This window comes from Dolosigranulum pigrum ATCC 51524 (assembly GCF_000245815.1).
GTDB lineage: Bacteria > Bacillota > Bacilli > Lactobacillales > Carnobacteriaceae_A > Dolosigranulum > Dolosigranulum pigrum.
The window spans coordinates 152861-163225 of the sequence record NZ_JH601104.1; the positions used below are offsets into that span (position 1 = coordinate 152861).

Consider the following 10365-nt stretch of genomic DNA (forward strand, 5'->3'; position numbering starts at 1 on the left):
ACCTTGTCTTCAAGAGCTTTCTCTTTCCCTTCGGTTACAGTTGTTGGGTCTCCTGCTCTCTCAATTGATGGTGCTGGTGTTTTAGCTTCAGGTTTAGGTTTTACTTGAACAGTGACAACATCTGAGCCTTTTAGTTCATCATCTTTAGAAACATATTCAACTGGAATATCGAATGGTTTACGAGTATCCGCCTTGTCTCCACCTTTAACCGTTATATTTCCAGTGTTAGGATCAATTGTAAGAGTCACATCATCTGATGGATCATCTGCAGTACCGCCGTTGAATACAAGCTCAGTTCCATTGTCATTCCCATGAGTGAATCCTTCTGGTACATCCTTATTAAAGCGGAATTTATCTCCATCAGCTTTATTCACAGCATCAGGTAAATTAGGTTGTCCTGTTTCTTTTGTTCGAGCTGAACCTTCATCAGTTCCTTCGATTGTAACCTCTTCAGGATAACCAAGATCATTTACCGGTGCAGTAGGTGCTTTTGGTGTGAAGGTTACATTTGTTGTGTCAGTTGAGCCATCTTCATAAGTGACTTTCACTGGTACAGTGATACCATCCTCTGGAATGTCTTCTTCTAATCTAACAATCCCGGTATTAGGATCAACATTGTAACTGAAACCAGCAGGTGGGTTATCCCCTTTAGCAAATTTTGTATTAGCTGGTTTTTCTTTTGAATCTTTTTCATTGCCTTCAGCATGGAACTCAGGCTTTCCAGACTCAATCATACCTGGTTCTGGGTTTTCATACTTAGGTTCGACTTCTTCAGCTGTGTTCGTACCTTTTTCTACAGTGACAGATACTTCTGCATTATCAGTAGATTGATCTGGATAAGTCACTACAACTGGCACTTTGAATTCGCCAACTGGTGTATTGTCACTTGATGTAATTGTAACTGCACCTGTTTGTTCATTAATTTTTAGTGTTACACCATCTGGAAGGTTTGGATTTTCGCCAAGTTTATATGTTGTTCCTTCTGGTGCTGGATCTGTCTCAGTTTCATCAGCTGTAGCTACTACATCAAACGTTGGCGCCTCAGTTGTTACCGTTTCACCTGGTGTAATCGTTAGTTGTTTGTATGAAGGTTCAACTTCTTCTGATTTTTTTTGTCCTTCTACGACGGTTACTTTAACATTTACTTTATCCTGCGTTCCATCAGGGTAAGTAACAATAACCGTACCGTCTTTTTCGCCGGTTGTGCTAGTATCTACAGGTTTTTCCCAATCATATTTTGAGTTGTCAGGTAGAGTATCGATATTATTGATAAAGTCCTCTGCTACTGGTTGACTATTTTTAGGAACTTCGCCATTTTTACCTGTTGGCTCATATTTCTGGTTATCCCGCAATGGTAATACTGTTGTTCTGTTGCGAACAGTATTTCCTTCATTATCTACAGCTTCTACTTCAAGCACATCATCTTTTTGTAATTGCTTACCTTTTGGCACCGAGATTTCATATGTTCCATTAGCTTTAACTTTGGCTTCCCCGATTTTTTCCTTTCCATTACCTTTTATGCGGTATACAGTTACGAGAGCACCGTCATCAGCGTTGTCTGAAGTTGCTGATTTAATACCTGATAAGGCAGAACCTGTTATTTTGGTTGCATTTTCATAAGTTGTATCAATTGATATATTCGAATCGTATGGCGTTCCTTCATCTGCTCTACCATCACCATCTAAGTCAAGTACTTCATAGTAACCACTTCCACGTGTTCCTGGTTGTACATTTCCATCTCTTGCAGTTAATTTCAGATACCCTTCGTATGTGAATTTTTCACCACGGAATGCACGCAAGACATCATCTAATGTTTGACCTTCTTTAAGTAAGAATGCTACACGAGTTCCGGCGTTCAATGCACTTGAGTTTAAGAAGTTCATCTGTCGAGATAATGGATTAGCCAACCAGTTCGTTAATCTGTAATACCCTTCTCCAGTGTTTAACTGTCTATCTATACCGAAATTATGGCCTTGCGGGTTCTCTACTATCTCAGTCCCTTTAGTAATCCATGAATTAGTCCGTTGACCGTTATTATATTGTGCCTCAAAACCAGACCATCCATTGCGTTTTCTTGCAGGTCCTTCATTTTCAAATACTTTTCTTAATTCGTCACTATTCTCCGCATTTTCTCTAAAGTCTAATCCAGAACCACCATCGTTCAAGTAATAAACTTTAGTATCAGAGATATACGGCGCTAAGCGTTCATCAATTTTATAGTGGTATTGATATTGGTGTGGGTGATTATTAATATTCAATACTTTTTTATTAAAATGGTGATCAAACACAAAGGCACCGTTAGGCCCAATATTTTTATCGAAGTAAGAATTTATCGCACTACTTCTAATTGAATCGGCTGCTTTCGTACTATCCGGAACATTATTACCATATCTATCTTTCACAAGAACATTCTGGTGAATATGCGTACCATTTTTTGCTCGAGCCTTATCTTCATTGTAGACAAAGACTTCCGCTTGAATATCACTGTTTTTTGTAATATTCTCTTGTTTTATAATTTCACCCAATGTCTTTTTCAGATCAAATCGTACTTTAGCTGTTTGGCTAACTGTTGGTACAGCACCGTTAAATAGTGCTTCCCCTCTTCTAGCTTTAGCAGGACCAGTCGCGTACTTCTTACGCCAAGTATTCGTTAATGCTCCTGTATGTGATCTGACACGCTCCCATGGAATAGAATCTTCACTATTTGTTGTATCTACAACCGAGGTGACGTGTCGAGCCAGGTTATCTGACAACTCAAAGTATGCGTATTCATTTCTACCAGCTCTATTGAATCCCATTTGAGTTGTAATTTCAAATTCAATGCTTTTTTTATCTCTGACTTCTTTTTGTCGAGCATCTGGTGTGTTAAGACCTAAGGCAATATTACCATCTTTTTCTGTTTGTAATCCAAACATTTCAGAAGCTTTGGTCCCTGTATATTCCTGGTTCCCGATTTTGTAACCATTGTTGATTAAAAGACGAATATCTACAATGTCTTCGGAGCCGTCCGTATAAGTCACTTTAATTTTTGTGCTTTGACGACCTGCTTTTTTGAAGACCTCTTTATCTACCCACTCAGCGCTCTTAATAACTGATTGGCCCTCTTTTTTCAGGTCTTCTCTATTTTGAATATAGTCTAGAGCTTCTGGAACTCTCTTGAACTGTGCTTTTGCTAGTGTTGAACCGACGTATGGCTGGTATTTGCCAGCTAATTTGTCAGCTTCTGCTGCTTCAGCTTCTCTTGCTGCACGAGGTCTTGAACTTCTTGGTTGAATACGGCTCTCTTCCTCGTCAGACTCTAGCTCATTCGCATCATCAGATGTTGGCTTGCTTGTAGCGTCTTTTTCTTCATCAGAAGTTTCTGCCGCTCCTTCAATCACGTCTGATGGGATCGGCTCGTAGTCATTGTCAGATGACTCGCTTGCTCCTCTTGGTTCTACGGCATCAGCTGCTTCACTTGCAGGTTCTTCCGCAGCTTTTATTTTTTCCACTAAGTCAGCTACTGCGTCTTGAGATGAACTTTCATTTCCACCAACAACAGGTGCTTCAGTAGGTACGGCTGATTCAACTGGTGCTTCTTTTTCTCCATCACCAGTTACTACTTCAGTTCCTTCTTCCGCTGCATGAACCGTTGTGCTTGATGCCCAAGCAACTCCTGTTCCGATAACAACGGACGCTACTCCAACTGATAATTTTTTCAGTGAGTAACGTTTGAACGTATTCGCTGATTTAGACCAGCGAGCTTGTTTATTGTTCTTTCCGACCATATTATTCCTCCATTTATATAGTATTTGTCCTTAAAGTAAGTACACCTTATATTTTATGTGAAGATTTTTATTTTGTCAAATTTTCTCCTCAGATTTATTAATATTTTTAGAACTTTTTATATTAATTATCGTGATTATTGTGATAGTGAAGTGGATATGATAAGTTATAGATTTTGATTTTTTGATATTATATTAACTATTTTCTGGAAATATACCGGGGGGGGGATTAATATCGTTATTTTTCAGTCGAATCGCAATGGCCAAAGATGTTTTTTATGTGAACTGCTTGCACCATAAGATGGACATACAAAAAAGGATGCTTCCGCATCCCTTCTTGTAATCTAGTTCGTTATGCTTTGATTTTTTTGATACCTGCGCCTGCTAAGATTGAAGATACCCCAACAAGTCCTAGCGCCCATGCACCAGTAGCTGTGTCTGGTAGGCGTTCACCTTGTTTTTGGTCTGCTTTCTTCTCTTCTTGTTTTTTGTCGACTTGTTTTTCGGATTGTTCAGCTTTTTCAGGTTGGGTAGCAGTTAATGCTTTGGCTTCACCTAAAATTGCATCAAACTCATCGACGGTGCTTGCTTTCTTAAGGTTTGCAACGAACTGATCTTTTTGTGCCTGCGTTAGGTTCGGTAAGGTTTGGATTCCAGCTTCACGTTTAGCACGTTCTTCAGCAACTAACTTGTCTAATTCCGCCTGTGGGAATGCTGGTTTCGCTTCTGCTGTTGTGCTTAGACCTTTTGCACTTTGTGGTGCTTGTTGGCCTTTATCTGGTGTCTCTTGGCCTTTATCCGGCAACGATTGACCTTTATCCAGAGCTGGTTTTCCTTGGTCCGGTGTTGGCTTTCCTTTGTCTGAAGTTTGAGTTTCTTTATCCGGAGCTTGATTTCCTTTTTCAGGTGCTTTTTCTTTATCTTTTACGGATGAATTAAGCTCTGCAACAACACTATCGATACCTTCAATGGTATTCGCACGTTGAATAATATTGAAGACAAATTTATTCGTAAATCCTTTAGCTTTCAACTCTTCAATGGTACGTTTCTTGTATGCAGCTAAAAACTCTGCCTTGAAGTCATCTCTTGTTGCACTATCTGATTGGACACTGTTAGCTATAGAGTCATTGCGGTTCACTCCCAATTCAGTTTGAACAAGGTTTTTGTGCAGTTGTGCATCGAAGTCATCTTTTTTCTCAGGTGGTGTAACTTCTTTTGTTCCGACTAAGACTATTTCGTTCGTTGGTTGTTTAATAATCTTCTCGTGTTTTTCTGGCTCGCCGGCTCCAGGTTGATTGAACTCAGTCACTTTCTTCAACCCCTTGACACCGGGTTGGATGACTTTACGTTCGCCTTTGTTCAAGGTGTTGTCTTCTCGCTCTTCTACTTTATATGGTATTTCAGTGAAGTAGATATCTGAAGGTTTCTTAACATCATCTTGTGATTCAGATTCTTTTGTTCCAACTACGACTATTTCGTTCGTTGGTTGTTCAAGAGTTTCCTCGTATACTACAGGTTCATCCACTTCTGGGAAATAGTACTCAATAACTTTTTTCGTTCCATTAGCACCCTGTTGGATGACCTTACGCTCTCCTTTAGGTAAGGTGCTATCTTCACGTTCTTCTACCTTGAATGGTATCTCGGCATTGTAAGTTTTTGATGGTAATTCACCACGTTCATATTGTTTATTGTACAAGTTTTCAGTTGGTTTAGCTGTGAATGGTATAGCCTTTAATTGTTCCTGGGCATCTTTTATTTCTTGTTTGTAAGTTGCTAGTTTTTGTCGAACATTTTCGGCAACCTCTTCACTGAAAGTTGGTAATTCAGCTTCTATTTTCTTGATTTCGTCGGATAATTCATCGATTAATTTTGCGAATGTCGCTTGCTCTTCTGCTGATACAACAGGTTCCCCATCAACAACACTTAAGTTCTCGAACAACGCTTCGATGCTTGCCATAATATCTTCCGCTTGTTTAATCGTATTAACATAATCAAGTTGATTTTTCCCTGCTAAGAGTTCTGCTTTATAAGGAGCTAGTTCTGCCTCAATCACTTGCTTGTATGTCTCAGGAAGTTCTTTAATCGCCTCTTCAGCCTTCGTTAACTCTTCCCCTAAGTCACTGATTAAGGTTCTCAATTGTTCGAGCTGATCAGGGGTGAATGTAGCATTATAGTTTTCATTATCAATATCTTGTAGTGATTTGTACAATTCATCTATTTTTGCCCATTTTTCTTCCACTGCATCGATAATCTTAGCAGAGCGTAGTTGAAGACGTCCCACGTTTATTTCTTCTTTCGCATTATTAATTAACGCGTTCAGATGTGCTTGTCTGACTTCATCAATTTGTGGTAGTTCTGCCTCGATTTCAGTAACCGCTTGTTCTAATGTGTCAATATGCATCTCCAACGTATTTAAATCAGTCGGAGTTAATTCATTATCTTCGTTCAATCCATCATAGAATTCACCAAGTTCGACTAATTTTTTCTGCACATTATTTACTTTGAAACTAAAGTTCGCATCTTTAATTTCTTCTTTATATTTGTTTAATTTTTCTGTAGCTGCTTCTTTATTCGCTTCTGATAAGTCGGCTAATTGTGATTCAATAGTAGGGATTTCACGTTCTAATTTTTTAATTAGTTCTTCATAAGTAGCATTATCTTTGGCTGTTAAGACTGGGTTACCTTCCTCATCTTGCGCAACACCATCAAATAATTGATCAATTTCTGACATAATTTGATCAGCTTGTTTGGTAATTTCATCGACTTGTTTTTCAGACTGATTTGATTCTGTATTTTCTGTATCTTTTGGTTCTTGTTTTAATGGCGGAATCAATGTTTGACCTTCAATAAGAGCTCCCTTAAGTGATGCTACTCTGCTCTTCTCTGAGTCCGTTTGAGCTACTTGTTCTAACTCAGCAAATGTCTGTTTAATGGCATCCACGATTGTTTTCATCTCAGCATACTCAGCTGGTGTCGTTACTTTCTGGCCGTTATCATCTGTACCTAGCTTGTTATATAATTCTGTTCGTTTGGCAAAAAGCTCAAATAATTCTTTTCGCACACTTTCGAATGTTTTCTCTTCTTGTGGAGTCGACTCTGTTTCCGCAGCAGCTAAGTCTTCCTCGATTTCAGACTGATTTGATTCTGTATCTTCTTTATCTTTTTGTTCTTGTTTTAATGGTGGGATCGTTGTTTGACCTTCAATAAGAGCTCCCTTAAGTGATGCTGCTCCTCTCTTCTCCGAGTCCGTTTGAGCTACTTGTTCTAACTCAGCAAATGTCTGTTTAATGGCATCCACGATTTTTTTCATCTCAGCATACTCAGCTGGCGTCGTTACTTTCTGGCCGTTATCATCTGTACCTAGCTTGTTATATAATTCCGTTCGTTTGTCAAATAGCTTAAATAATTCTTTTCGTACACTTTCGAATGTTTTCTCTTCTTGTGGAGTCGACTCTGTTTCCGCAGCTGCTAAGTCTTCCTCAATTTGTTTTTGGATATTTTGCGGAAGCAAGTGCTTAATGTTTTCGATCTCTTTACCCTTTTTCTTGAGTTCCTCTTTAAGGTTTTCAAGCTCCATTTTTTCATCAGGTGTTAATGATTCCTTATTCGATAATGCTTCGATTTGCTTTCCAATTTCGAAGCCTTCATCCGCTAGTTGTTTAGCATGATCATAAGCATCTGTTTCTTTTAAGTTTTGCTCTGTCTCTTCTTCTACTGTTGCTAGATCCTCATCGATTTGTGCTTGAATATCATCCGGCAACTGTTCCTTCAAGCCTTCAATTGTTTCTCCCTTAGCAAATAATTCTTGGGCTAACTTGGCTATTTCTTTTTTATCTTCTGCTGTTTTGTTCTCTTTGGCTAACAAAGCTTCGATCTGCTCTCCAATTTTGAACCCTTCATCCGCAGCTTGTTCAGCTTGTTTTTGAGCGTCATCTGCTTCTTGTTCTTGAATCCCTTGCTCGACATCTTCCATTTCCGGTGCAATATCTTTTTCGATATCTTGGATGGTCTCTTTAGGAAGTTGGTCTTGAATACCCTCTAACTTTTCCACAGCACCCAATAATTGTGGTGCAACTTCTTTGATTTTTTGTCTTTCTTCAGGAGTTAATGATCGTCCCTCAGCATCCGCTTGGTCTAATAATGACTCAATCTCTTTTGCAGCAGGCTCAACCTCATCAATGATAGATTCAGCTTGACGAACGGCGTCATCTTCCGTATCAGCGCTTACTGTCTCCACATTATTTAATAGCAATACTGTTCCTAGAGCAACAGAGGCTACTCCTACACTTAATTTCTTCAATGTATAGCGTTTATTTTTATTCGCACGACGACTAAATTTTTCTTGCGTATTATTTTTCCCAACCATTCTACATTCTCCATATCATTTATTATTGGACAATAATCCAATAGTATATTTTATATCCATATTAACTAAAAATCAATATAAAAATTATGAAATTTAAAATAAAAAACTATGTGAATAATTAGGGAGAGCTCTCCATACACTCATTTATATACTTTTTATACAATTATTTATGCATGATTGATATCTCTCACAGGACACCACATCGTCGCCTAAATCATGGGCACTTACACATCAGCTAAGGAATATTAATTTACATACATAAAAAGGAGAGCTCTCGCCCTCCATTTTATTGATTCAAATAAACCAATTATTAATTATTTTTTGATTTTTTTGATTCCTGCGCCTACTAAGATTGAAGATACCCCAACAAGTCCTAAAGCCCATGCACCAGTTGCTGTGTCTGGTAGACGTTCTCCTTGTTTCTTGTCTGCTTTTTTATCTTCTTTCTTATCTTCTTGTTTCTGATCTGTTTGCTTTTCGTCTGCCTGTTTAGCAGGTTGTACAGCACTCAATTTATTTGCTTCACCTAGAATTGCGTCAAACTTATCAACAGTTGATGCTTTCTTAAGTTCTGCAATTAACTGATCTTTTTGTGCTTGAGTTAGGTTCGGTAAGGTTTGGATTTCAGCTTCACGTTTAGCACGTTCTTCAGCGACTAACTTGTCTAATTCTGCCTGTGGGAATGCTGGTTTCGCTTCTGCTATTGTGCTTAGTCCTTTTGCACTTTGTGGTGCTTGTTGGCCTTTATCCGGAGTTGGTTTTCCTTGGTCCGGAACCTGGTTCCCTTTTCCTTTTTCAGGTGCTTTTTCTTTATCTTTTACTGATGAATTAAGCTCAGCAACAACACTATCGATACCTTCAATGGTATTCGCACGTTGAATAATATTGAAGACAAATTTATTCGTAAATCCTTTGGCTTTCAACTCTTCAATAGTACGTTCCTTGTATGCAGCTAACCATTCTGCCTTGAAGTCATCTCTTGTTGCAATATCTGATTGGACGCTGTTAGCTATAGAGTCATTGCGGTTCACTCCCAATTCAGTTTGAACAAGGTTTTGGTGCAGTTGTGCATCGAAGTCGTCTTTTTTCTCAGGTGGTGTAACTTCTTTTGTTCCGACTAAGACTATTTCGTTCGTTGGTTGCTTAATAATTTCCTCGTGTTTTTCTGGCTCGTTAGCTCCAAGTTGATTGAATTCAGTCACTTTTTTCAGCCCGGTAACACCTGGTTGGATGACTTTACGTTCGCCTTTGTTTAAGGTGTTATCTTCACGTTCTTCTACTTTATATGGTATTTCAGTGAAGTAGATATCTGAAGGTTGGTTAACGTCGTCTTGTGATTCAGATTCTTTTGTTCCAACTAGGACTATTTCTTTAGTTGATTCCTTAAGAATTTCTTCATGTTTCACTGGCTCATCGACACCCGGGAAGAAGTATTCAATAACTTTCTTCGTACCTTTAACACCTGGTTGGATAACTTTACGTTGTCCTTTAGGTAACGTATCATCTACTCGTTCTTCTACCTCGAAATCTATCTCAGCAAAATATGTGTTAGAGGGTACTTCTGGACGATCAGTAGATGAATTCAACCATTCTTCATTTATTAAGTTTTCAGATGGTTTAGCTGAAATATATCCATTTTTCTCGAATTCACTTGCTAATTGACGAATAACTTGTGGACTATTAACTTCTTGAATAAGTTCTATTAAATCTGCTGGAGCACCCAATTTTCGTAATAGGTTAACAGTTTCTTCTTTTAAATTTTGAAGACGTTCATCTTGAGATTTTGATTTCCATTCATAGCGTAAGGTGTATACTCCATCCTTAAGCTCTTTAGAAACCACCTTGAAATTGCTATCATATCCAGCATATAATTCATCCATAGCATTCTTAAAGTCTTCTACAGTTTTATAATTCTCTTCAGTAAAGGTTTTAAACTCATCAAGATTTCCCTTGTCTACAGGGACGCCATCCACAAATACACGTAATGCATATGGTTTAATCGTTGGGCGATCTTCATTCTCATTCCATGCATAGCGTAAAGTGTACACACCATCGTTATAGTCTTTTGAAACTACCTTAAAGCGATCGTCATATGATGCATATTGGTCGTTAACTTGTTTCTTGAAATCTTCTTCTGATGAAAATGTTCCTTCATCAAAGGTTTGATCAACATCATAGTTCTTCTCACCTTCTGGGACACCGTCCACAATTATACGTAATGCATATGGTTTAATC

3 protein-coding genes are annotated in these 10365 nt (G+C 38.4%); all 3 read right to left on the reverse strand.

The genetic code is table 11. The features are described from left to right. On the reverse strand, positions 1-3767 hold a 3767-nt coding region (locus tag HMPREF9703_RS07705; RefSeq protein ID WP_004636857.1), incomplete at its 3' end, for a YPDG domain-containing protein. Between the two features lie 349 nt (positions 3768-4116). Further along, complete coding sequence (locus HMPREF9703_RS07710; protein ID WP_004636858.1) at positions 4117-8130, reverse strand: G5 domain-containing protein; 4014 nt, start codon at positions 8128-8130, stop codon at positions 4117-4119. Positions 8131-8444: 314 nt separating this feature from the next. Further along, positions 8445-10365 (reverse strand): G5 domain-containing protein (locus HMPREF9703_RS07715; protein ID WP_040377044.1); only part of this gene is annotated, 1921 nt, incomplete at its 5' end.

What these genes read in the sequence shown, in the direction of transcription:
- HMPREF9703_RS07710 (WP_004636858.1), bottom strand. Translation starts at nt 8,130, where the DNA reads ATGGTTGGGAAAAATAATACGCAAGAAAAATTTAGTCGTCGTGCGAAT.